The 20,501-nt window shown below is 74.5% G+C and carries 20 protein-coding genes; 7 read left to right on the forward strand and 13 right to left on the reverse strand.

Going from position 1 to position 20,501, the window contains the following annotated elements; all coding sequences use genetic code 11:
- Positions 1 to 48 precede the first annotated feature (48 nt).
- From AC07A6_RS02115 to AC07A6_RS02125, 3 genes are read left to right on the forward strand one after another with little or no spacing between them, the layout of a single operon-like run.
- Entirely contained in the window at positions 49 to 1,035 is a 987-nt protein-coding gene (locus AC07A6_RS02115; RefSeq protein ID WP_478775699.1) for an ABC transporter ATP-binding protein, read from the forward strand.
- The gene (locus tag AC07A6_RS02120; RefSeq protein WP_362458534.1) at positions 1,032 to 1,787 is read left to right on the forward strand and encodes an ABC transporter permease; all 756 of its coding nucleotides are present in this window, start codon (positions 1,032 to 1,034) and stop codon (positions 1,785 to 1,787) included. Before AC07A6_RS02115 ends, AC07A6_RS02120 begins: the two co-directional genes overlap by 4 nt.
- Positions 1,784 to 3,751, forward strand: a complete 1,968-nt coding sequence (locus AC07A6_RS02125) for a TOMM precursor leader peptide-binding protein (RefSeq protein ID WP_478775700.1) — start codon at positions 1,784 to 1,786, stop codon at positions 3,749 to 3,751. The genes AC07A6_RS02120 and AC07A6_RS02125 overlap by 4 nt, the downstream gene beginning before the upstream one ends.
- 107 nt (positions 3,752 to 3,858) lie before the next feature.
- Here the strand turns inward: AC07A6_RS02125 and AC07A6_RS02130 are convergent, their stop codons facing one another.
- Entirely contained in the window at positions 3,859 to 4,032 is a 174-nt protein-coding gene (locus AC07A6_RS02130) for a thiazolylpeptide-type bacteriocin (protein WP_007268044.1), read from the reverse strand.
- A 151-nt stretch (positions 4,033 to 4,183) separates the two neighbouring features.
- Between AC07A6_RS02130 and AC07A6_RS02135 the strand changes: the two genes are divergently transcribed.
- Positions 4,184 to 5,437, forward strand: a complete 1,254-nt coding sequence (locus AC07A6_RS02135; protein WP_478775701.1) for an amidohydrolase — start codon at positions 4,184 to 4,186, stop codon at positions 5,435 to 5,437.
- Between the two features lie 36 nt (positions 5,438 to 5,473).
- Here AC07A6_RS02135 and cynS read toward each other — a convergent pair whose 3' ends face one another.
- Positions 5,474 to 5,944 carry a cyanase gene (gene cynS / locus AC07A6_RS02140; protein ID WP_478775702.1) on the reverse strand — a complete coding sequence of 157 codons (471 nt, stop codon included), beginning with the start codon at positions 5,942 to 5,944 and terminating at the stop codon, positions 5,474 to 5,476.
- 30 nt (positions 5,945 to 5,974) lie between these two features.
- Positions 5,975 to 6,559 carry a carbonic anhydrase gene (locus tag AC07A6_RS02145; protein ID WP_478775836.1) on the reverse strand — a complete coding sequence of 195 codons (585 nt, stop codon included), beginning with the start codon at positions 6,557 to 6,559 and terminating at the stop codon, positions 5,975 to 5,977.
- 125 nt (positions 6,560 to 6,684) lie between these two features.
- Here AC07A6_RS02145 and cynR point away from each other — a divergent pair, with 125 nt between their 5' ends.
- Positions 6,685 to 7,572: a transcriptional regulator CynR gene (gene cynR, locus AC07A6_RS02150; protein ID WP_478775703.1), complete on the forward strand. Its 888-nt coding sequence runs from the start codon at positions 6,685 to 6,687 to the stop codon at positions 7,570 to 7,572.
- A gap of 13 nt (positions 7,573 to 7,585) precedes the next feature.
- Here cynR and AC07A6_RS02155 read toward each other — a convergent pair whose 3' ends face one another.
- A complete protein-coding gene (locus AC07A6_RS02155) occupies positions 7,586 to 8,011 on the reverse strand; it encodes an MmpS family transport accessory protein (RefSeq protein ID WP_478775704.1) in 426 nt (141 codons plus the stop codon).
- Positions 8,012 to 8,110: 99 nt separating this feature from the next.
- Here AC07A6_RS02155 and AC07A6_RS02160 point away from each other — a divergent pair, with 99 nt between their 5' ends.
- Both AC07A6_RS02160 and AC07A6_RS02165 read left to right on the forward strand, forming a co-directional pair.
- On the forward strand, positions 8,111 to 8,344 hold the full coding sequence (locus AC07A6_RS02160) for a DUF6296 family protein (RefSeq protein WP_362458522.1): 234 nt from the start codon (positions 8,111 to 8,113) through the stop codon (positions 8,342 to 8,344).
- Positions 8,345 to 8,462: 118 nt separating this feature from the next.
- Positions 8,463 to 9,350 carry a carbonic anhydrase gene (locus tag AC07A6_RS02165; RefSeq protein WP_478775705.1) on the forward strand — a complete coding sequence of 296 codons (888 nt, stop codon included), beginning with the start codon at positions 8,463 to 8,465 and terminating at the stop codon, positions 9,348 to 9,350.
- A gap of 90 nt (positions 9,351 to 9,440) precedes the next feature.
- On the opposite strand, the gene AC07A6_RS02170 is transcribed toward AC07A6_RS02165, so the two are convergent.
- The 9 genes from AC07A6_RS02170 to AC07A6_RS02210 all read right to left on the reverse strand — a co-directional run bounded on the left by AC07A6_RS02170 (position 9,441) and on the right by AC07A6_RS02210 (position 20,495).
- Positions 9,441 to 10,703, reverse strand: a complete 1,263-nt coding sequence (locus AC07A6_RS02170; RefSeq protein ID WP_478775706.1) for an MFS transporter — start codon at positions 10,701 to 10,703, stop codon at positions 9,441 to 9,443.
- Positions 10,700 to 13,258 carry an ATP-grasp domain-containing protein gene (locus tag AC07A6_RS02175; RefSeq protein WP_478775707.1) on the reverse strand — a complete coding sequence of 853 codons (2,559 nt, stop codon included), beginning with the start codon at positions 13,256 to 13,258 and terminating at the stop codon, positions 10,700 to 10,702. Before AC07A6_RS02175 ends, AC07A6_RS02170 begins: the two co-directional genes overlap by 4 nt.
- 166 nt (positions 13,259 to 13,424) lie before the next feature.
- Positions 13,425 to 13,655 carry a hypothetical protein gene (locus AC07A6_RS02180; RefSeq protein WP_478775708.1) on the reverse strand — a complete coding sequence of 77 codons (231 nt, stop codon included), beginning with the start codon at positions 13,653 to 13,655 and terminating at the stop codon, positions 13,425 to 13,427.
- A gap of 134 nt (positions 13,656 to 13,789) precedes the next feature.
- The gene (locus AC07A6_RS02185) at positions 13,790 to 15,058 is read right to left on the reverse strand and encodes an SGNH/GDSL hydrolase family protein (RefSeq protein WP_478775709.1); all 1,269 of its coding nucleotides are present in this window, start codon (positions 15,056 to 15,058) and stop codon (positions 13,790 to 13,792) included.
- Positions 15,059 to 15,123: 65 nt separating this feature from the next.
- Entirely contained in the window at positions 15,124 to 15,978 is an 855-nt protein-coding gene (locus AC07A6_RS02190; protein ID WP_478775710.1) for an ABC transporter ATP-binding protein, read from the reverse strand.
- Positions 15,975 to 16,961, reverse strand: a complete 987-nt coding sequence (locus tag AC07A6_RS02195) for an ABC transporter ATP-binding protein (RefSeq protein WP_478775711.1) — start codon at positions 16,959 to 16,961, stop codon at positions 15,975 to 15,977. Before AC07A6_RS02195 ends, AC07A6_RS02190 begins: the two co-directional genes overlap by 4 nt.
- On the reverse strand, positions 16,958 to 17,812 hold the full coding sequence (locus AC07A6_RS02200) for an ABC transporter permease (protein WP_478775712.1): 855 nt from the start codon (positions 17,810 to 17,812) through the stop codon (positions 16,958 to 16,960). Before AC07A6_RS02200 ends, AC07A6_RS02195 begins: the two co-directional genes overlap by 4 nt.
- On the reverse strand, positions 17,809 to 18,819 hold the full coding sequence (locus AC07A6_RS02205; protein WP_478775713.1) for an ABC transporter permease: 1,011 nt from the start codon (positions 18,817 to 18,819) through the stop codon (positions 17,809 to 17,811). The genes AC07A6_RS02200 and AC07A6_RS02205 overlap by 4 nt, the downstream gene beginning before the upstream one ends.
- Positions 18,816 to 20,495 carry an ABC transporter substrate-binding protein gene (locus AC07A6_RS02210; protein ID WP_478775714.1) on the reverse strand — a complete coding sequence of 560 codons (1,680 nt, stop codon included), beginning with the start codon at positions 20,493 to 20,495 and terminating at the stop codon, positions 18,816 to 18,818. The genes AC07A6_RS02205 and AC07A6_RS02210 overlap by 4 nt, the downstream gene beginning before the upstream one ends.
- Positions 20,496 to 20,501 lie beyond the last annotated feature (6 nt).

A 20,501-nucleotide genomic window follows, 5' to 3' on the forward strand; every position in this document is an offset into this window, starting at 1 on the left:
TTCTTCCGACCCCCCACCCGATTCCGACACCGAGGGAACCGCACGCCGATGACAACTGACCGCACTCCGCCGCCCGACGCGCCCGTGGCCGTCGCCGTCCGGGAGGTCCGCAAGCGCTACGGCGACCGACAGGCCGTGGACGGGCTCTCCCTCGACGTGCGCCGCGGCGAGTTCTTCGGACTCCTCGGCCCCAACGGGGCGGGCAAGACCACCTTCATCGAGATCGTCGAGGGCCTTCGCCAGGCCGCCTCGGGCACCGTCGAGGTCCTCGGGCACAGCCCCTGGCCCCGCAACACGGCGCTGCTGCCCCGGATCGGCGTCCAGACGCAGGCCTCGGCGTTCTTCGTCCGGCAGACCGCGCGCGAGCACCTCGTCACCGTCGCCGGGCTGTACCGCAAGGACGCGGCCGCCGCGGACCGCTCGCTGGCGCTGGTCGCGCTGACCGAGCAGCGCGACGTGCTCGTGGAGAACCTGTCCGGGGGCCAGCGGCAGCGGCTGGCCATCGCCTCCGCGCTGGTCCACGACCCCGAGCTGATCTTCCTCGACGAGCCGACCGCCGCACTGGACCCGCAGGCCCGCCGGGACCTGTGGCAGGTGCTGCGCGCCCTGAAGGGGGAGGGCCGCACCATCGTCTACACCACCCACCACCTCGACGAGGCCGAGGCCCTGTGCGACCGGGTGGCCATCCTCGTCGGCGGCCGGATCGCCGCGCTGGACTCCCCGCACCGGCTGATCACCTCCGCCGGGGCCCGGACCCGGCTGCTCGTGCCCGAGGGGCGGATCGGCCTCGCCGAGGCCGCCGCGCTGGACGGCGTGGACCGGGTCGGCGAGCAGGGCGGCTCGCTGGTGCTGGAGACCTCGGTCCCCGGCAAGGTGCTCCAGGCCGTCGACGCGCTCACCGGGCTCGACGGGGTGATCACCCGTACGGCCACCCTGGAGGACGTCTACCTGGAACTGACCGGCCACGCCGCGGCCGGGGGCGACTCCCCCGCCGAGGGCAACTCCCCCGCACACACCCTGGAGTCCCGCGCATGAGCGCCTACACGGCACTGACCGCAGCCGGCTACCGGGCCCAGGTCCGGGACAAGGCCACCCTGTTCTTCACCTTCGCCTTCCCGCTGCTGTTCCTCGTCGTCTTCGGCCTGATCTTCAGCGGCCAGGACGTGGAGCAGAGCGGCCGCCCGTACATCTCGTACATCGCGCCCGGCGTGATGTCCTGGGGCGTCGCCAACGCCGCCGTGTTCGGGATCGCGTTCACGCTGATGCAGTGGCGCCGCGACGACCTGCTGCGGCTGATCCGGCTCAGCCCGACGCCGCTGACCACGGTGCTGGCCTCGCGCTACGTACTGGCCCTGGTGGTCGGCGTGGTGCAGGCGGCGGTGTTCGTCGCGGTCGCCATGCTGCCCGGGTTCGGGCTCGAACTGGACGGGCGCTGGCCGCTGGTGCTGCCCGCGCTGGTCCTCGGCATCACCGCCTTCATGGCCATCGGGGTGATCGTCGGCAACTACGCCAGGACGCCCGAGGCCGTCGCCGCCATCGCCAACTGCATGATGGTGCCGATGGCGTTCCTGTCGGGCTCCTTCCTGCCGCTCGACATGATGCCGTCCTGGCTGCGCACGGTCTCGCGGGTGCTCCCGCTGCGCTACCTCAACGACGCCGCCTCCGGTGCCCTGACCGGCTCCGGCTCCCTCGCCGCGATCGGCGTCGGCTGCGCGGCGCTGGCCGGCTTCGCCCTCCTGTTCGGCGGGATCGGGCTGAGGACCTTCCGCTGGAGCGACCAGTCATGACCGGCACCGCGACGGAGACCGTACCGGCGGCCGCGGCCCCCGACGGCACCGCGCTGGAGGAGGCCCGCCGCCTGCTGGAGCGGGCCCTCGCCGCTGCCGCCGCCCCGGGCCCGGCCGCGCCGTACGTGGTCACGCTCGGGGTGCACGACGCCCTCGGGCCGCGCTCCGGCGACCCGTTCGCCGGGGTCCGCCCGGCCGCCACCGTCCACCTGGGCGCGCAGGCGGTGCTGGTGGGGCCCTGGGGCGGCGACGGCTCCGCCCCCGCCTGCGGGCAGTGCCTGGCGATGCGCTGGCAGCGGCTGCGCAGCAGGAGCGAACGGGACGCGCTGGAGACCGGGACCGGGCCGCGCACCCCCGTCTCGGCCCGGTGGCCGCTGCTGTCGCCGTACGTACGGGACGCGGTCGTGGCGCTGCACGCCGCCGTGGCGGGCGGTGAGGCGCGGGCCCCGGGCGGGGTGGCGGCCGACCGGGCGCTGCCGCAGGTGTCCCGGCTGGACCTGGAGACCCTCCAGGTGCGCACGTACCCGCTGGCCGCCGACCCGCTCTGCCCCGACTGCGGGCCGCGCGCCGCCGCCGCGCCGGCCCCCTTCACCCCGGTGTCGCGGCCCAAGCCGGACCCGGACGCGCAGCGGCTGCGGAAGGCGTCCTCGTACCCGGTGCCGCGGGAGGCGCTGGCCAATCCGGTGACCGGGGTGCTCGGCGGGGGCACCTGGATCAACGTGACCTCGCCGACCACCGCCCCGGTCGCGGGCAGCGTCTTCATGCGCGGCTACGCGGGGCTGACGGACGTCACCTGGAGCGGGCAGGCCAACAGCTTCTCCGCCAGCCGGGACCTGGCCTTCCTGGAGGGGCTGGAGCGGTACGCGGGCACCCACCGGCGCACCGGCGCCGAGGCGCTCACCGCCTCCTACGCGGAGCTGGGCGACCGGGCCCTGGACCCGGCGGAGTGCGGGTTCTATCCGCCCGGGACCTACCGGGACGACCCGCTGGTGTCGCCCTTCGACCCCGAGCGGCCGATCCCCTGGGTGTACGGGCACTCGCTGCGCGACGACCGGCCGGTGCTGGTGCCGGCCCGGCTGGCCTACTACAGCGCGGGCCTGGCCGCCGACAACTTCGTCTTCGAGTGCTCCAACGGCTGCGCCATCGGCGGCTGTGTGGAGGAGGCGCTGCTCGGGGCGCTGCTGGAGCTGATCGAGCGGGACGCGTTCCTGCTCGCCTGGTACGGGGGGCAGCGGCTGACGGAGATCGACCTGGACTCCGTACCGGGGCCCGCGGTGCGGATGATGGTGGACCGGGCGGCCCTCCAGGGGTACGACGTGCACGCCTTCGACAACCGGATCGACCTGGCGGTTCCGGTGGTGACGGGGCTGGCCGTGCGCCGGGACGGCGGGCCGGGGTTGTACTCGTTCGGCGCGGGCGCGGCGCTGGATCCGGCGTCGGCGGTGGAGGCGGCGCTGTCGGAGGTGCTGACCTACATCCCGCACCTGCCCCGGCAGGTGGCCGAGCGGCGGGGTGAACTGGAGGCGATGTCGCGGGACTTCGGGAAGGTGCTGCACCTGAAGGACCACGCCCAGCTGTACGGGCTGCCGGCGATGGCCCCGCACGTGCGGAGCTACCGGGAGCCGCTCGGCGTGCGCCCGATGGCGGAGCTGTACGCGGGGTGGGAGGCCGGCGGGCGGCCGCGGACCGGCGACCTGCGGGACGACCTGCTGCTGTGCGTGCGGGAGTTGACGGACGCCGGGCACGACGTGATCGTCGTCGACCAGACCACGCCGGAGCAGCGCCGGATGGGGCTGAGCACGGTGTGCGCCGTGGTGCCGGGGCTGCTGCCGATCGACTTCGGCTGGTCGCGCCAGCGGGCCCCGTACATGCCCCGGCTGCGGACGGCCGCGATGCGGGCGGGGCTGCGCGACGCCCCGCTGACGGACGCGGAGGTCCGTCTGGTGCCGCACCCGTTCCCCTGACCGTGCGGGCCCCTGCCCGGGGGCCCTACGCATAGCACGCCGGATGCCCCGGACCCCTTCCTGCGGGGTCCGGGGCATCCGGTGTCTGCGGCTGCGGCGCCGGGGTGTCAGGCGCTGCAGGAGGTGGTGCTGGTGGTGGAGGAACAGGTCGAGGTGGAGCTGCAGCTCGTGGAGCCGGCGAGCACGACCTCGCTGGCGTCCGAGTAGTCCGAGATCTCGAAGGTCTCCGACTCCAGCTCCAGGATCTCGTCGGCGAGCGAGGCGAGCGGCGACTTCTCCATGGGACTCTCCTTCGGTTGGTTTCCCTGTGGGGCCCTTCCAGGAGAACCCGCGCCGCCTTCACGTCACCCGTTCATCTCCTGACACTCCTCTGACAGAAAGTGTCAGCGCCTTGACAGTGCCGCCCCGGGCCGGTGGCCGAGCATGGTCGGCATGACCGTCTCCGCGCCCGTGCTCCCCGGACTCCGGCCGCTGCTGCGGCCGTTGACGACCCTGTACCTGGACCTGCACCGCCACCCCGAGCTGTCGGGCGAGGAGGAGCGCACGGCCGCGCGGTTCGCCGGCTGGCTGGAGTCCGCCGGGTACGAGACGGCGCGCGGGATCGGCGGGCACGGGGTGGCCGGGGTGCTGCGCCGGGGCGAGGGGCCGACCGTGGTGCTGCGCGCCGAGCTGGACGCGCTGCCGGTGCGGGAGACGACGGGGCTGCCGTACGCGAGCGAGGGCCCGGCGGCGCACGCCTGCGGGCACGACCTGCACCTGGCGGCGGCCGCCGGCACCGCCTCGCTGCTGGCGGGGGCCGCCGCCGGGGCCTGGCGGGGCACGCTGGTGGTGGTGGGACAGCCGGCCGAGGAGACCCTGGAGGGGGCGCGGGCGATGCTCGCCGACGGGCTGTACGAGCGCGTCGGCCGCCCGGACGTGGTGCTCGCGCAGCACGCCGCCCCGCTGCCCGCCGGGATGGTCGCCCACGGGTACGGGCCGATGACCGCCGGGAGCGTGACCTTCCGGGTCGTCGTGCACGGGCGCGGCGGGCACGCGGGCGCCCCGCACCTGACGGTGGACCCGGTGGTGACGGCGGCCCACGTGGTGACGCGGCTGCAGACGGTGGTGGCGCGGGAGGCGGCGCCGTCGGAGCAGGTGGCCGTGACGGTGGGCTCGCTGCGGGCGGGCGAGCGGCCCAACGTGGTGCCCGACCGGGCCGAGCTGGGCATCACCGTACGGGCCGCCGGGGAGGCGGCGCTCGCCCGGGCGGCGGAGGCGGTGGAGCGGATCGTGCGCGCCGAGTGCGCCGCCTCGGGCTGTCCCCGGGAGCCGGAGATCGTCCGCGAGGGCTCGTCGCCCGTCACGCACCCCGATCCGGCCACGACGGCCGCGGTGCGGGCGGCGCACACGGCGCGGCTGGGGGCGGAGCGGGTGGCGATGTGGCCGCCGTCGCTGGCCACGGAGGACTTCGGGCTGTTCGGCGACGCGGGGCGGTCCCTGCACGGGGCGCGGGGGGTGCGGCTGGCGTACTGGATGCTGGGGGTGATCGGGCCGGCCGCCTGGGCGGCGGCGCCCGGGGAGGGCGCGGCGGGGAAGCTGGCGGGCCTGCCCGCCAACCACGCCCCGGACTTCGCCCCGGACGTCCGCACAGCCCTCCCGGCCGGGGTGGAGGCCCTGTCCTCGGCGGCCCTGGCCTGCCTGGGCTAGGCCGGGGCCTTCGGATCTTGCCTGACCCGCGGCGGGTCAGAAGGGCCTGGTCGGGAGGTACTTGCCGTCGAGGGTGATGACGGCGCGCTCGCCGCCGTCGGGGTCGGCGACCTTCTTGACGTCGAGCCTGAAGTTGATGGCGCTGATGATGCCGTCGCCGAACTGCTCGTGGACCAGGGCCTTGAGGGTGGTGCCGTAGACCTGGAGCATCTCGTGGAAGCGGTAGATGGTCGGGTCGGTGGGCGGCGTGCCGGTTCCGGTGCCGCGGGTGGGGATGGTCTGCAGCCACATCGCGGCGTCCTCGTCGAGGCCGAGGAGTCCGGCGACGGCCTTCGCCGCGGGCTCGGGCAGCGGGTGCTGGCCGAGGACGGCGGCGGTGACGAAGGCCACGGAGAGGCCGGCGGCGTCGGCGATCTGCTGCCAGGTGAGGTTCTTGCGGGTCTTGGCCTCGACGGCGTCGGCGGCGATCCGCTCGCGGACGGCGGGGGCGAACTGGGCGTGGGGCACGGGGAGTTCCTTTCGGGAGGGGGCGGGATGTCAGGCCGCGAGGGCGGGGGCGTCGAGTTCCTCGACGGATCCGGTGGGGATGTCGTAGACCCAGCCGTGCAGGGCCATGGACCCTTCCGCGAGGGCGCGGGCCACCGCGGGGTGCGTGGCGAGGCTGGCCAGCTGGGCGCGTACGTTCTCCCGGACCAGCGCGTCCACTCCGCCGCCGCCTCGGGCGGCGCGGGCCACCGACGCGTCCGCGTGCCGGAGCCAGCCGGCCACGGCCGGTGCGGCGCTGAGGTCGTGGTGTTCGGCGAGGGCGGTCATCGCCCCGCAGCCGGAGTGTCCGCAGACCACGATCCCGCCGACTCCGAGTACGGCGACGGCGTACTCGACGGCGGCGGCGACCGCGTCGGGGCCGTGGCCGTGTGCGGGGACGAGGTTGCCCGCGGTGCGGACGACGAACAGCTCGCCCGGCTCGCTCTGGGTGATCAGCTCCGGCACCACGCGGGCGTCGGAGCAGCCGATGAACAGCGTCGCGGGCCGGTGGGTGCCGGCCAGGCGGGCGAAGAGGCCCGCCTTGGCGGGGAAGACGTCGCGCCGGAAACGGTCGACGCCCTCGATGAGGTCGTGCACGGTCACTCCCGTTCTCTGGGATCCACCCCGGTGGGGCTGACGTGTTCAACCCTGCACGACCTGCACCCATAGTGTCCAAGAGCGGTAAACCATGAGACCTATCGATGCCATCTATAGTCGTCCCCATGGCCCTGGAACTGCGTCACCTGCGCTATCTGCTCGCGGTCGCCGAGCACCACAGCTTCACGCGCGCCGCGGAGGAGCTGCACATCTCCCAGCCGACCCTGTCGCAGCAGATCAAGCAGTTGGAGCGGACGGTGGGGGTGCGGCTGCTGGACCGGGGCGGCCGCGCGGTGCGGCTCACCGACGCGGGCGAGGCGTACGCGCACCACGCGCGCCGGGCACTGCGCGACCTGGCGGCGGCCGAGCGGGCCGTGCACGACGTCGGCGACCTCTCGCGCGGCCACCTGCGGCTCGCCCTGACCCCCACCTTCACCGCGTACCTGCTCGGCCCGCTGCTCGGCGCCCTGCACGAGGCGCATCCCGGCATCACCGTCGAGGTGCGGGAGATGGCCCAGGACCGCATCGAGTCGGCCCTGCTGGCGGACGGCACCGACCTCGGGATCGCGTTCGCCGGGCCCCACCCGCCGGGGATCGCGGCCACCGCCCTGTTCACCGAGACCCTGGGCCTGGTGACCTCCTGCGCCCTTCCGGCGCCGGCCGGGCCGGTGCCGGCGGCCGGGCTGGCGGACCGTCCGCTGGCGTTGCTGAACGGGGACTTCGCGACGCGGCGGCACGTGGACGCGTACTGCGCCGCGCAGGGGGTGCGGCCGCGCGTGGCGGTCGAGGCGGACTCCGTCCAGGCGCTGACCGAGCTCGTGCGGCGGACCGGGCTCGCCACCGTCCTGCCGGACGCCGTGGCCCGGGAGCAGCCGGGCCTGACCCGCGTCCCGCTGCTCCCTCCCCCGCCCTCCCGCACGGTGGTCCTGCTCCGCCGGGACACCGCCTACCAGAGCGCCGCCGCCCGCGCCTTCACGGCGCTGGCCCGGGAGCTCACGGCGGCCTACGGCTGAGCGTTCGCCCGGGTCAGCCCGCGGCGGGAGAGACGGCGACGCAGCCGCCGGCCGCGGTGAGGGCCCCGCCGGACTGTTCGGCGATGACCTTGCCCTTGTAGGTGATCTTGCAGGTGATCTGCCCCTCGGAGCCGGGCGCCGCGACCGGGAGCACGGTGGGCGGCATGATGCCGCGCAGGGTGACGGTCTTCACCCAGGGCAGGGAGGGGGCGTCCACCGTCTCGTGCTGCGGCTCCGTCGCGGTGCCGGCTCCGGCGGCGAAGCTGATGGAGGCGGCGCCCTGGCCGGTGACCTCGTACGTCACCTCGTACTTCTCGTCGACGGCCTTGTCGACCTGGTCGACGGCTCCGTCGACGGCGTCGGCGGCGGAGCAGGCCGTCACGGCGAGCAGGAGGGTGGCGGCGAGGGCGCCGGCACGGGCGATGCGGTGGGTCTTCACGGGGTTCCTTCGATGACGCAAGCGGACACCCCGTACACAATCGCAAAGTAAAGGTAAAGTCAAAAGGCGGTCCGGGGGCGTACGGCCCACGATGGACACATGAGCGTCCGACGGTACGAGCTGACGTTTCCCGGTGCCGACGGGACGGACGAGGACACCGTGGTCGTGGAGCGCACGGAGCTGTCCGGCCCGGGCGGCCACCCGGTGTACGCCGACGCCACGGGCATCGTCCGCGCGGAGATCAGCGACCGGGACGAGGTGCGCATGCTCGCCTCCGGCGGCCGGCAGGCCCTCGCCCACCCCACCGGGGCGCGCCGGCTGCCCGATTCCTGAACGCCTCCGCTGTGCGCCGACGGTGGGAACGCGGGCCCCCGCCGCTCGCGCCTGCGCCGCCCGCGGCCGCCTTCCGTCCGATAGTCGCCAGGGTCACGACGAATCGGAGGAACGTGCGATGGACAGCGCAGGACTACCGCGCCGCAAGGCACTGCTCGCGGGCGGCCTCGCGGCCCTCGCGGGCGCGCTCTCGGCGTGCACGGCCGCCGGCACCCCGCGGGGCGCGGGTACGGGGGCACGGCCCGAGGCCGCCGCGCCGAACGCGGCGCCGACCACGCCGGACGCGGCCTTCGCCCGGCTGATGGAGGGCAACAAGCGCTGGGTGGACGGCTCGCTCCAGCACCCCGACCGGGACCCCACGCGGCGTGAGCTGGTCGCCCAGAGCCAGGAGCCGTTCGGGGTGGTGCTCTCCTGCATCGACTCCCGGGTACCTCCCGAGCTGCTCTTCGACACCGGGCTCGGCGACCTGTACGTGCTGCGCACCGGCGGTCAGGCGGTCGGCCCGGTGGTGACCGGCTCCGTCGAATTCGGGCCGGTGACCGGAGGCACCCCGCTGATCTTCGTGCTCGGGCACCAGCGCTGCGGCGCCATCGACGCCGCGTACAAGGCGCTGCGGGACGGGAAGGACCTGCCGGGCAACCTCAAGGCGGTCCAGCAGGCCCTGAAGCCGGCGTACGACCAGGTGGCCAAGGAGGGCGGCACCGGCGACCCGGTCGACCGGATGATCCGCGCCCAGATCAAACTGACCGCGGACGACCTGCGCGCCAACGCCGATCTGGCCCCCATGGTCAGGAAGGGGTCGGTCGTGGTGGTCGGCGGCTACTACTCCCTCGACACCGGCAAGGTGGAGATCCTGACGGGCGCCCCCGCCGGCGCGGCGACGCCCGGCCCCGCGGGCACCGGCACCGCGACCCCGGCGCCGTCCACGAACCCGCAACCCTCGGGCACCCCCGCCCCGATGGGCACCATGCCGATGGGGACGATGCCGATGGGCACCCCCTCCTGACTCCCCCGGGTACGCACGGGCCCCCCGGCGGGCCGCGGTGACGCGGTCCGGCGGGGGGCTCCGTACGAGGGGCGGCACGCCCCGGGGCTGTCAGGCCGGCGCGGGCTCGGCGGGCAGACCCCTGCCCTCCGGCACCGGACGCGGACGCGGGTACACCGCCTCCTCCGGCAGCCTCGGCTCCAGGCGCAGGACGCCCAGGGCCGAGACCGTCGCGCCCACCGCGAGGACCAGCCACATCGCCAGCGGCGACAGGGTGAGCAGGGCCGTCAGGACGGCCGGGGCCAGGGCGCTGGGGACCGCCCAGGAGAGCTGGTACACGGCCAGGTGGCGGCCCCGCGTCTCCTCCGGCGCGGCCTGCGCGCACAGGGCCGACGCCGTCGCCCCGTGCATCAGCTCGCCTGCCGTGAACAGGGCCGTCGCGGCGAAGATGCCGATCAGGATGGCGGTCTTGTCGCCCACCGCGGCGAGCACGGCGAACACCAGGAAGGACGAGGCGAACACCGCCGCGCCCAGGGCCACCGCACGCGAGCGGCGGTAGGCGACGAGCGCCCGGGTCACCGGGATCTGGAGCAGCGCGATCCCGACCGTGTTGACGGCGTACAGGACGCCCACGAGCGAGGTGGAAGCGCCCAGGTCCTGGGTGACGTACGCCGGGATGCCGATGGCGAGCACCGTGTAGCCGAACGCCGTGGGCACGTTGAGCAGGGTCAGGGCGAGGAACGGCCGGTTGCGGGCCACCAGCCGGTAGCCGCCCTTGCGGGAGGTCCGGGCGGCCGGGGCGGCCGACTTCGCGATCGGGATCGAGCCGAAGCAGGCGGCCGCCAGCAGGTACCCGGCGGCGGTGCCGATCACGATCACGTAGTAGAACGCGTCGCTGCCGAGGGCCAGGACCCCGCCGGCGACCAGACCGCCCACGCCCAGGCCGGCGTTGCGCAGGCTGCGCTGCGCGGCGAGGAGCTTGTCCCGCTCCGTGCCCTGGACGAACTCGGCGATGAACGACTGGATCGCGGGCGGGTACGAGGTGTCGCCCAGCGCGACCAGCAGGATCACGGCGAACATCGTGTAGCCGTTGTCCACCAGCGGATACGTGCAGAAGCCCGCGGCCCGCAGCAGGTACCCGCCGGTGACCACGGCCTTGGCCCCGAACCGGTCGATGAGGACGCCCGCCGCCGGGTTGCTGACCAGGCCGATCACGGCGGCGGCCGTCATCAAGGTGCCCACCTGGGTGAGCGGGAGCCCCGTCACGTGGTGGAAGTAGAGCAGGGACAGGGGCAGGTACATGCCGGCGCCGGTGGCGTCGACGACCATGCCCAGCATGTACCGCGTCTTCGCGGACAGGCGGCCCCCCTTCATGACGCGTCGCCGATCACGCTGTGCTCGCGCACCCACTCGCCGAGCTCGCGCAACCTGCGGTCGACCTCCGCGCGGGTCGGGCCGGTGCCCACCGCGGCCGCGAGGAAGTCGGAGGAGCCGGAGGCCGGGGCGATGACCTGGCCCTCCTCGGCGTAGAGCCAGAACCCGTCGAGCCAGTCGTGGCCGGGGGCCGCGGGCAGCGCGCGCACCAGGCCGGGCCGCTTCATCATCAGGAGCTGTCCCGCCATGTGACGGGGCTTCGGCAGGTCCGCGGTGTCGCCGCCGCGGCGGACGGCGGGGTGGAGCTCGTGGCCCGCGTCGGCGCGCACGGCGTACCCGCCCAGGTGCACGCCGAACAGGCTGTGGAAGACCTCGCGGATCTTGGCACCGCCGGGACGGCAGGCGATCTCGCACAGGACGAGGCGGTCGTCCGGGGTGTGGAAGACCTCCATGTGGAAGGCGTGGTCCCGCAGCCGGGAGCCCTCGGGGGCCAGCGAGGCGAGGACCCGCTCGGCGAGGTCGAGCAGGCGCGGGGTGACCGGATCGTCCTCGTCGAGGGTGAGGTCGATGCGCGGGCCCGGGTCGGAGGCGAAGGAGGACAGGTCGTACTGGTACTGCGAGGGCCAGGCCATCGCGACCCGGCCGTCGCGCACCACGCCGTCGACGTGGCACATGCGGCCGGGGACGAAGTCCTCCAGCAGGACGTCGTCGCGCTCGCCGCCGGCGTACACCTCCGTCAGGCACTCCTCGAAGGAGGCCTCGTCGTGCAGGATCCGCAGGCCGATCGCGTTGAACCCGCTGCGCTCCTTGAAGACGACGGGGAAGCCCTCGGCGGCGGCGAACTCGCGCGCCTGGCCGGCGGTGCGGGCCTGGACCCAGGCCGCGACGTCGATGCCGGACGCCTGCGCGCGGGCCTTCATCAGCGCCTTGTCGCGGAACGGCACCACGTCGTCGTGCCAGGCGCCGCGCAGGCCGAAGCGCTCGCGCAGCCGCGCGGCGCGCAGCATGTCGGCCTCGTGCAGGGCGGTCACGCCGGTGATGCCGTGCTCGGCGACGAGTTCGGCGGCGCGGGCGTCGACCTCCTCCGCGTCGAAGTCGTCGAAGATCTCCAGGCGGGTGTAGCCGAGGTCGCCGTCCGGCACCTTCTCACCCGCGAGTTCGATCTTGTCCCGGGCGGCGAGGACGAAGATGTCGCCGGTGTGGTCGGGCAGCCAGGAGCGGTACGGGAACGGCTCCAGCGGGTTGCGGTGCAGGATCAGCAGGTTCTCGCGCGGGGCGATCTCGGACGGCTGCGCGAGGACGGTCTTCCCGTCCGGGCCGGCGAGGGTGATGCGGATGTGCTCGCGGATCACCTCGGCGCCCCGGCGGATCGCCGCGGAGGTGTCCTCGGCGGCGACGGCGATCAGGCCGAGCCGGTCCCAGTTGTCCTTCAGGACCCGCACCTCGTCGCCCGGCTTGGCGCTGGGGGTGACGGAGATGACGCCCTCGGCGGCGCGCGCCTCCTCGATCCCGGCGATGGACTCGACCCGGGTGCCGGGGGTGCCGATCAGGGCGCGGACGCTGGCGCCGCCGTGCGCCCGCGGCCGGTCGGGGAGCTCCTCGACCAGGCCGAACGGGGCGCCGACGGCGAGGGTGACCAGGTCGACGCCGAAGGCGCTGCGCACCAGTTCGGGGATGGAGTCGCCGCCGATCCGGTTGTGGCCCTCGATGACGCGCGGGCCCTTGGCGGTCAGGCGGACCTCGGTGTGGCAGACGCCGTCGCGCAGGCCCATCACGTCGAGGAAGCCACGTATGCCTTCGCGTACCGCCTCGTCGTCGGCGTCGGACAGGCGGGCCGGGACGGCGTGGCCGAGCTCGGCGAAGTGGCCGTCGGCGGTGAACTTCTCCGTGACGGTGACGATGACGTGGCGGCCGCCGAAGCTGAAGGACTCCACGCTGAACTCGGGTCCGTCGAGGAACTCCTCCATCAGGAAGTCCTTCAGGACGAACAGGGAGGAGACCCGGTCGGTGCGGGTGCCGGAGAGCCGGCTGACCTCGGCCCAGACCCGGTCGGCGTCCCCGGGCCCCTCGACGCGCATGACGCCGATGCTGGCGGTGGCGTCGACGGGCTTGACGATGAACGGGAAGCCGTACTGGGCCCCGAAGGCGTCCAGGTCCTCACGGGCCTTCAGGGAGCGTGCGCCGACGGCGTGTTCGGGGTCGTGCTCGGCCACGTAGCGGCGCATGGCGGCCTTGTCCCGGATGCGGGCGGTGACCTCGTAGCCGGTCCCCCCGAGCCCGTACAGGTCGTTGATCCGGCCCGCGTTCTCCAGCCCCGGCTCGGTGAGGGAGACGGCCGCGGCGAAGCCGGGGCTCGCGTGCCAGGCCCGGACCAGGGGTTCGATCTGCTCCCACTCGGTGAAGTCCACCACCTCGACGGCCGCGGCGAGCCGGTTCTGCTCCTCGCTGACCTTGGTCGGGTGCTGGAGCAGCAGCACGCTCAGGCCCAGGTCGTGGGCCTTCCGCACGGTCTCGTCGGTCGCACCGACGAGCAGCAAGGTGCGCTCGGGGTTCATCAGCTCTCTTCTCCCCCTGCGGCCGCAGGGATGTTCTGGCTCTTGCTCGGGTGGGGATCGGGGGGGGGTGGGGCGTAGCGGGTGGGGCGGGTGCCGGCTCACCCCTGGCGGCCGGCCTCGCCGCCGAAGAGCAGCGCGGAGCCCGCCGGCTCGACGGCGGCCACCTTCAGGTCCGGGTTCTGCTCGCACGGGTGGCGGGCGGGCAGGTGAGGGTGGCGCAGGCGGTGAAGACGGGGGTGTGGTCGGTGAACTCGGCCTCCGCGCCCGGCATCCGCAGCGTCAGGACGCGTTCGCGGGAGGCATTGGAGGGGAGCACGGTCAGGCAGCGGTGGCCGCGGGCGGCGGCGAGGTCCTGTAACGATGCCGCGACGCGGCGGGTGGTGCGCGCGTGGTTCACGTGCCTCCCCCTTTGGTGCTGGACGTGCGTGGGTCCCTGCACAGTAGCCAGAGCCGGCAGCGCGCGATTGGTGCACCGGTCGAACGTGACTCGAGTACCGCTCGCGCGCCGCGTGCGTCGGTGGACCGGGCAGGTCACAGGGCGCCCGGGTCCACCGCCTCGGCCATCGCCTTGTAGCCCGCGTCGTTCAGGTGGAGGCGGTCGGCGAAGGCGAGTTCCGCTTTCAGCTTCTGCGGGTGTTCCGGGTCGGCGACGGCCCGGTCGAAGTCGACGACGCCGTCGTAGGAACCGCTGGTGCGGATCCACGTGTTGACCTCGTTCCGGACGGCTTCCGCGGCCGGGTTCCAGTACTGGGCGTCCCCGTAGGGCGGGAGGGTGCCGCCGAGGATCCGGACCCCGCGCTGGCGGGCCTCCCGGATCAGCTGCCGGTGACCGGCGATGATCTCCTGCGCGGTCGCTCGGGGCGCGGCCGTGCAGCGGTCCTGGGGCATGTCGGGCTGGATGATGTCGTTGGTGCCCTGGAGAACGATCACCGTGCCGGTGTCCGGCCGGCCGAGCGCGTCGCGGCGGAAGCGGTGCAGGGCGCTCTCGCCGAAGCAGGGCGAGTCGTTCAGGACCTTGTTCCCGGCGATCCCGGCGTTCAGGACGGCGCGCGGCCGGCCCCGGCCCGCGAGGCGTTCCGCGAGCGCGTCGGGGTAGCGGCGGTCGGTGCCGGGGGTGGCGCCGAAGCCGTCCGAGAGGGAGTCGCCGAAGGTGACGACGGCCCGGCGGGCGCCGGCCGGGCCGCCGCCCTTCACGTCGATCCCGGCCAGGTGGTACCAGGACCAGCTCTGGTTGCCCGGGGCCGTGAAGGCCTCGCCCGCGGTGTCGCGGAGGTGGTCGCCGTCGGCCCGGTAGCTGGTGCCCATGGCCACGTTGTGGAAGGTGGCGGGGCCGGTGGGGCCCTGGAACCAGAGGGTGACGGTGAGCTGTTCGAAGGCCTGGACGGGGAGGGCCACCGGGTCGCTCGCCAGAGTTGCGCCCGCCGGGACGGTCGCCGTGCCGGCGCCGCCGAAGCGCAGCGTGCGTACGGAGCCGGCCTGGACGGCGGCGCCGCCGGCGCTGCGGGCCACGGTCGCGCCGGTGAGCCGCAGCGGGGTCTTCCCGTAGGCGTTGGTGAGCCGTACGCGCAGTTCGGAGCCCTCGGCGCCGGCCCGGACGACTTGGCGCACCGACTGGTTGCGGAAGCCCTCCTCGGACCAGTTGGGGAACCAGTCGGTGTGCGCGGGGGCCTGCGGGGCGGCGCCCCAGGCGCTGGTCCAGGGGGTGTGCGCGGCGGCGGGGACGGCGGCGGTGGTGGTGCCGGCGAGGGCCAGGAGGGCGGCGGCGAGCGGGACGGCGAGGGCGGTCTTCTTCGTGGTCATGCCCCTCTGACCCGGCCCGCCCGGCGGATGTGACGGGCGGGGCGGGTCCTGGCGTGTGGGGCCGGTCACACTGCGGGCGGGCCTCCTGCGGGGTCGAGTTCCCTGCGCCGCCGGGCGATGGAGGCGGGGTCCCAGCCGGGGCGGGGGACGGAGGCCAGCAGCAGCCGGGTGTACGGGTGCCGGGGCGCCGTCAGAAGCTCCGCGACGGGGCGGTGTTCCACGGTCCGGCCCCGGTGCATGACGAGGGCCTCGTCGCAGATGTAGCGGACGACCGCCAGGTCGTGGCTGACGAAGACCAGGCCGATGCCGGTGTCGCGCCGGACGTCGGCGAGCAGGTTGAGCACCTGGGCCTGTACGGACACGTCCAGGGCGGAGACGGCCTCGTCGAGTACGAGCACGGCCGGCTCGACCGCCAGGGCCAGGGCGATCGCGGCGCGCTGGCGCTGGCCGCCGGAGAGCCTGCGGGGCAGGGCGGCGGCCTCGCGGTCGCCGAGGCCGACCTGGGCGAGCAGTTCCCGCGCTCGGGCGGCGCGCGCCGCGGGGTCGCGGGTGCCGTGCAGCCTGAGCACCCCGTCGAGGGCGGCGCCGACGGACAGCCGGGCGTCCAGGGAGAGGTAGGGGTCCTGGAAGACGATCTGGACGGCCTTGGCCCGGGCCAGCCGGGCCGCCCGGCCCCGGACGCACTCGGTGAGGGGGCTGCCCTGGACGAGGATCCGTCCTGCGTCGGGGCGTTCGAGGCCGACCAGCATCCGGGCGGTGGTGGTCTTGCCGGAGCCGGATTCGCCGACGATGCCGAGTGCGCCGCCCGGCGCCAGCGAGAAGGACAGCCCGTCGACGGCGACGACCTCCCTCCCGCCGGTCCGGTACGTCTTGCGCAGCCCCGTGACGTCGAGCAGCGGGGTCGGGGCCGGGGTGGTCATCGGGCCTCCGAGGGGGTGAGGGCGGCTTCGCCGAGCCGGTGGCAGGCGGCGGCCGCGGCCGGGCCCCGGTCCCGCAGCGGCGGCGGGGACTGTTCGCAGCGGCCGGGGTCCGTGAACCGGCAGCGGGGTGCGAAGGCGCAGCCGGGCGCCGCTTCGAGCAGGCCGAGGGGGGCTCCGGGGATGGGGACGAGGCGGCCGGGCGGGGCGCCGTCGAGCGGCGGCGCGGAGCCGATCAGGCCGGCCGTGTAGGGGTGGCGGGGTGCGGTGAGGAGGTCGGCGGCGGGGGCGGTCTCGACGATGCGGCCGGCGTACATCACGTAGACGCGATCTCCGACGGAGGCGGCGAGTTCGATGTCGTGGGTGATCAGGAGCAGGCCGAGGCCGCGTTCGCGGCGGAGCCGGTCCAGCAGGGCGAGGATCTCGGCCTGGGTGCTGACGTCGAGGGCGGTGGTCGGCTCGTCGCACAGCAGCAGGCGGGGTTCGGTGGTGAGCGCGGCGGCGATCACGACGCGCTGGAGCATGCCGCCGGACAGTTCGTGCGGGTACTGGTCGAGGTGCCGGACGGGGTCGGGCAGGCCCACCGCGTCGAGGAGTCCGGCCGCCCGGGCGCGGGCGCGGGCCCTGGGCCGGCCGTGCACCACGCGCAGGGACTCGGTGAGGAAGTCCCCGACGCGGCGGACCGGGTTGATGGCGGCCCTGGGGTCCTGGTAGATCATCGCGGCCTTGGCGGTGCGCACCTCGCGCAGGGCCTCCCGTCCGGCGGTGACCAGGTCGGTGCCGTCGACGGCGACCCGGCCCCGGACCTCGGCGCCCTGGGGGAAGAGGCCGAGGGCGGCGCGGGCGGTGACGGACTTGCCGGAGCCGGATTCACCGACGAGGACGACGGTCTCGCCGGGTTCCACGTGCAGGCGGATGCCGTCGAGGAGGGGGCGGGCCGTGCCGGGGAGGGTGATGCGGAGGTCTTCGTACCGGAGCAGTGTCATCGGGAGTCGGAGTCCCTTCCCGCGAGGCGGTCGCCGAGGTTCTCCCCGACGACGGTGAAGGCGACGACCACGACGACGACCGCCACGGCGGGGACGACCGCGGACAGCGGTTCGCCCTGGAGGACGGCCGCCTGGCCCTGGTTGATCATCGCTCCCCAGTCGGGGGTGGGCGGCTGGACGCCGAGGCCCAGGAAGGAGAGCGCGGCGAGGTCGAGGAGCGCGTACCCGAAGTTGACGGTGGACTGGGCGAGCAGGGTCGGGGCGATGTGGGGCAGCAGGGCGCGCACGGCGGTGTACAGGGCGGAGTGTCCCTGGACCCGGTAGGCGGCGATGTAGGGCCGGGCCTTCTCCTGGAGCGCGAGGCCGCGCACGAGGCGTGCCGTGTACGGCATGTAGGCGAGGGCCATGGCGGTGACGGGGGCCGTCATCCCCTTGCCGAAGAGGGCGACGGCGAGGATGGCGAGGAGCAGGGCGGGGAAGGCGAAGAGGATGTCGAGGACCCGGCCCGCGAGGCGGTCGGTGCGGCCGCCGCGCCAGGCGGTGAACAGGCCGACGGCCACGCCGAGGACGGTGGAGGAGAGGACCACGGCGAGCGGTCCGGCGAGGCTGGTGCGGGTGCCGGCGATCAGTGCGGACAGGGTGTCGTGGCCGCCCTGGTCGGTGCCGAGCCAGTGGTCGGGGCCGGGGCCGAGCAGGGTGTCGCCGAGCCGGCCGAAGGTGGGGTCGTGGGGGGTGAGCCAGGGCGCGAGCAGCGCGACGAGCACGAACAGGGCCAGGAGCAGCGGGCAGAGCGCCCGCAGCGGGGCCTTCCCGATGGCCTTCCCGGTGGCCTTCCTGATGATGTGGTTCACCGGGCGCTCCCGGCCGCGGCCGTGCGCGGGTCGATCAGCGGCAGCAGGAGGTCGACGAGGGCGTTGACGACGACGAACGCGGCCACCACCAGCAGCACGACCGCCTGGACGACCTGGAAGTCCAGCTGGTCCACGCACTGCACGAGCAGGGAGCCGATGCCGGACATCCCGAAGGCGGTCTCGACGATGGCGGTGCTGACCAGCATGCCGGAGACGAGGAGCGCGGAGACGGTGACGACGGGTCCGAGGGCGTTGCGCAGCACGTGCCGGCGGATCACGGTGGCCCGTGGGGTGCCCCGGCTGAGGGCGACCTCCACGTGCTCGCGGCGCAGTTCGTCCAGCATCGCCGAGCGGGTCACGCGGGTCACCAGGGCGGTGAAGGTGACGGACAGGGCGATGGCGGGCAGCAGGACGTGGTGGAGCCGGTCGAGCACGCCGCTGCCGTTGCCGATGGTGGGGAACCAGCCGAGGCGGACGCCGAGCACGGAGCGCAGGAGCAGGGCGACGACGAAGGCGGGTGCGGCCGCCCCCACCGTGACCAGCAGCATCAGTGTGCGGTCGGTGCGGGTGCCGTGCCGCAGCGCGCCGAGGGCTCCGGCGGAGACGCCGACGGACGCGATCAGCAGCGCGGCGATGGTGACGAGGAGGAGGGTGGAGGGGAGCCGGGACCACAGGAGGTCCGCGACGTCCTGCTGGAAGAGGTGGGAGCGGCCGAAGTCACCCCGCAGGACGCCTTCGAGCCAGTTCCAGTACCGCAGCAGGAAGGGCTGGTCGAAGCCGTACTGGTGGCGGATGCCGGCGAGCTGCTCGGGGCTGGGGCTGCGGCCGCGCACGAGGAAGGCCGCCGGGTCGCCGGGGGCGAGGTAGAGGGAGGAGAACACCAGGAAGGAGGTGACGAGGAGGGTGGTGGCCATGGCGGCGAGCCGGCGCAGCACCCGGCCGGCCCGGACGAGTGCCTTCGGGAGTGCCTTGGGGAGTGCCTTCGGGCGGGCGGCCGCGGCCCTCATCCTCTGGCTCCGATCTCGGCGGCCCACGGGTAGTAGAGGTAGGCGATGGACGGCTGCACGCCGGTGATGCGCTTGCCGAGGAAGACGCTGACGGGCTGGGTGTAGAGGGGCAGCCAGGGCAGTTCGCGCAGGGCGATGCGCTGGGCCTCGGCGTTGGCGGCGGCGTGTCCGGCGGGGTCGTGGGCGGCGCCGGCCCGTTCGACGGCGGCGTCGAAGGCGGGGTCGGACCAGCCGCCGTAGTTGCTGAAGTTGCCGGTCTGGAGGGAGCCGTACATGTCGAGGGGGTCGGTGATGGAGGTGTACCAGAAGGTGAGGAAGAGGTCGATGCCCTCGCGGGCGGCGGGGTCGGTGAAGAGGGTGGAGTACTTCTCGGCGGAGAGGGTCTCGATGCGCGGCTTGAGTCCGATGGCGGTGGCGGCCTGGGCGACGGCCTGGGTGATGATCGTCGTCTGGGAGTCCACGGCGCTGGTGGCGAGGACGACCTCCTGTCCGGACACGCCCGCCTCGGCGGCGAGCGCCTTGGCGCCGGCGGGGTCGTAGGGGATCTTGGGGACCTCCTTCAGGACGGCCTCGCGGGTGGTGTCGGGTGCGGTGCTCCAGAGGTTGTCGGTGACCAGGGAGTGGGCGACCTCTCCGACGCCGCCGGCTCCGGCCTTGACGATGCCGGCCCGGTCGGTGGCCATCAGCAGGGCCTTGCGGACGCGGGCGTCGCCGAGGGGGCCCTTGAGGTTGGCGACGACCTCGTCGGCGACGGTGGTGTTGCGGCCGAAGTAGAGCGTTCCGGCCTGGCCGGAGCGCAGCTGTGCGTAGGCGCCGGCGGGGACCATCCAGCCGCCGTCGACCTCGCCGCTCTGGAAGGCGTTGACCCGGGTGGTCGGGTCGGCGAGGAAGACGAACTTCACCTCGCCGGACTTCGCCTTGAGTTCGGGGTTCCAGTAGCCGTCGAAGCGCTTGAGGGTGAGGGACTGGCCGGAGGTCCAGGAGCCGAAGGAGAAGGGGCCGGTGCAGTTGACGCCGGTCTGCGGGTTCCCGTAGTCCTTGCCGGCCTTGGCGAGGGTGGCGGCGGACTCCACCGTGCCGGGGCCGGCGGCGAGGTACTGGTTGAAGGCGGAGTCGGGTCTGGCGAGGGTGACGGTCACCTCCATGTCCCCGGTCCGGTCGACGGACGTGACGTTGCGGAAGGTGGAGGCCCAGACGCTGGCGGCGCCCGGGTCCAGGTTGCGGCGCAGGGAGGCGACGACGTCGTCGGCGGTCAGGGGCGTGCCGTCGTGGAAGCGGACGCCGGGGCGGATCGTGTAGACCCAGGTGGTGGGGGTGGGGTTGGCGTACGAGGCGGCGAGGTTCGGGGAGGTCGTGAGGTCGGGGTTCCAGCGCAGCAGGCTCTCGCAGACGTTGGCGAGGATCTGGTTGGGCGGGAAGTCGAAGGAGCGGGCGTAGTCGATGCTGGTCGGCTCGGCGTACGTCGACCAGGTGAAGGCGTCCAGGTTCCCGGCGGCGGCGGGGGTCCGGTCGGTGAGCTCCGGGGAGTCCGCCGTGCCGGGGCGGGGGCCGGCGGTGCCGCTGCAGGCGCCGGTGAGGAGCAGGGCGGCGGCCGTGAGGCCGGCGGCGAGGGTGCGGCGGGCGCGGCGGGCGCGTCCGTTGCCGGGGAGGGCGGCTCTCGGTCGGGGTGATGGCATCGTCTG

The sequence above is a fragment of the Streptomyces sp. NPDC044002 genome, from assembly GCF_056434525.1.

Excerpts from the sequence above, each read along its gene's own strand:
- AC07A6_RS02115 (WP_478775699.1), top strand. The coding sequence starts at position 49 with ATGACAACTGACCGCACTCCGCCGCCCGACGCGCCCGTGGCCGTCGCC.
- AC07A6_RS02120 (WP_362458534.1), top strand. The coding sequence starts at position 1,032 with ATGAGCGCCTACACGGCACTGACCGCAGCCGGCTACCGGGCCCAGGTC.
- AC07A6_RS02125 (WP_478775700.1), top strand. The coding sequence starts at position 1,784 with ATGACCGGCACCGCGACGGAGACCGTACCGGCGGCCGCGGCCCCCGAC.
- AC07A6_RS02130 (WP_007268044.1), bottom strand. The coding sequence starts at position 4,032 with ATGGAGAAGTCGCCGCTCGCCTCGCTCGCCGACGAGATCCTGGAGCTG.
- AC07A6_RS02135 (WP_478775701.1), top strand. The coding sequence starts at position 4,184 with ATGACCGTCTCCGCGCCCGTGCTCCCCGGACTCCGGCCGCTGCTGCGG.
- cynR (WP_478775703.1), top strand. The coding sequence starts at position 6,685 with ATGGCCCTGGAACTGCGTCACCTGCGCTATCTGCTCGCGGTCGCCGAG.
- AC07A6_RS02160 (WP_362458522.1), top strand. The coding sequence starts at position 8,111 with ATGAGCGTCCGACGGTACGAGCTGACGTTTCCCGGTGCCGACGGGACG.
- AC07A6_RS02165 (WP_478775705.1), top strand. The coding sequence starts at position 8,463 with ATGGACAGCGCAGGACTACCGCGCCGCAAGGCACTGCTCGCGGGCGGC.
- AC07A6_RS02170 (WP_478775706.1), bottom strand. The coding sequence starts at position 10,703 with ATGAAGGGGGGCCGCCTGTCCGCGAAGACGCGGTACATGCTGGGCATG.
- AC07A6_RS02175 (WP_478775707.1), bottom strand. The coding sequence starts at position 13,258 with ATGAACCCCGAGCGCACCTTGCTGCTCGTCGGTGCGACCGACGAGACC.
- AC07A6_RS02185 (WP_478775709.1), bottom strand. The coding sequence starts at position 15,058 with ATGACCACGAAGAAGACCGCCCTCGCCGTCCCGCTCGCCGCCGCCCTC.
- AC07A6_RS02190 (WP_478775710.1), bottom strand. The coding sequence starts at position 15,978 with ATGACCACCCCGGCCCCGACCCCGCTGCTCGACGTCACGGGGCTGCGC.
- AC07A6_RS02195 (WP_478775711.1), bottom strand. The coding sequence starts at position 16,961 with ATGACACTGCTCCGGTACGAAGACCTCCGCATCACCCTCCCCGGCACG.
- AC07A6_RS02205 (WP_478775713.1), bottom strand. The coding sequence starts at position 18,819 with ATGAGGGCCGCGGCCGCCCGCCCGAAGGCACTCCCCAAGGCACTCCCG.
- AC07A6_RS02210 (WP_478775714.1), bottom strand. The coding sequence starts at position 20,495 with ATGCCATCACCCCGACCGAGAGCCGCCCTCCCCGGCAACGGACGCGCC.